We start from the raw sequence: 1,231 nt of genomic DNA, 5'->3' as shown, positions 1-1,231 counted from the left end.
TACGGCAACATGGTCGGCCTGACCCTGCCGGACGGCAACCAGCTGCACTTCAAGTACGACGAATACGCCCGCCTGCTCGAAGAGACCGACCCGCTGGGCCGCACCATCGCCTACGAATACCACCACCTGACCACCCTGGTAACCAAGGTCACCTACCCGGACGGCAGCACCTGGCAGGCGCGCTACGACGACAAGGGTAACCTGCTCGCCGAAACCGATGCCCTGGGCCACCTGACCGAGTACCTGAATGGCGAAGATGGTTTGCCGCACACCATCATCGATGCGACCTACAAGTCCAAGTACCTGTGGTGGAACACCCTTGCCCAGGTCGAGCGGTATCAGGACTGTTCGGGTAAAAACACCTATTACCGCTACGACGACCGCCAGCACCTGGTGGCCGTGACGGATGCGCTGCACCAGACCACCACGCTGGAACGCAAACCGGACGGGGAGGTGGTCAAGGTCAACCATCCGGACGGCACGGCGGAAACCTTCACCTACAACCCTTACGGCCAGGTGCTGACGCACACCGATGGCAAAGGCCAGACCACGCGCCTGCTGCGCACGGCACGCGGACTGCCGAGCAGCCGGCAGGATGCCAAAGGGCAGCGGATTCGCTACGAGTACGACAAGGCCATACGCCTTACCGCGCTGGTCAACGAGAACAACGCGACGTACAGCTTTGCTTACGATGCGTCGGACCGGCTGGTGGAAGAAGTGCGGGTGGACAACCTGACGCGGCGCTTCACCTACAACGACGGCGGCCATCTGACCCGGCTGGATGAAATTGGCTACGGCGAGAACGGTGAGCAGCCGCAACGCGAAACGCTGTTCGAGCGCGACCCCATTGGCCGGCTGATGGCCAAGCTCAACCGTGATGCCCGTCAGGATTATGCATACGACGAAGTCGACCGGTTGTTGAGCATTGAGCGACACCCAACCAGCATCGGCAAGCAACTGGGCGTGAGCGAAGAAAAGCTGGAGTACAGCTATGACCTGCTGGGGCGACTGACCCAGGAAATCACCCCACAAGGCGTACTCGGCTACGAATACGACCCACTGAGCAACCTCACTACGCTGACCCTGCCGGACGGGCGCAAGGTCAACCATCTGTACTACGGCAGCGGCCATCTGCACCAGCTGAACCTGGACGGCCAGGTCATCAGCGACATGGAGCGCGATGACCTGCACCGCGAGGTGTACCGCACGCAGGGCAAGCTCACCAGTTGCT

1 pseudogene is annotated in these 1,231 nt (G+C 61.7%); it reads left to right on the top strand.

Annotated elements, in window-relative coordinates:
• Window positions 1-1,231: pseudogene (locus BLX42_RS06580) on the top strand (type IV secretion protein Rhs); the annotation flags it as partial.

Source organism: Pseudomonas sp. SG-MS2, assembly GCF_009933855.1.
GTDB classification, from domain to species: Bacteria; Pseudomonadota; Gammaproteobacteria; order Pseudomonadales; family Pseudomonadaceae; genus Aquipseudomonas; species Aquipseudomonas putida_E.
Note: the sequence above shows the minus strand (reverse complement) of the source record. Positions and strands in the feature narration are given on the sequence as shown.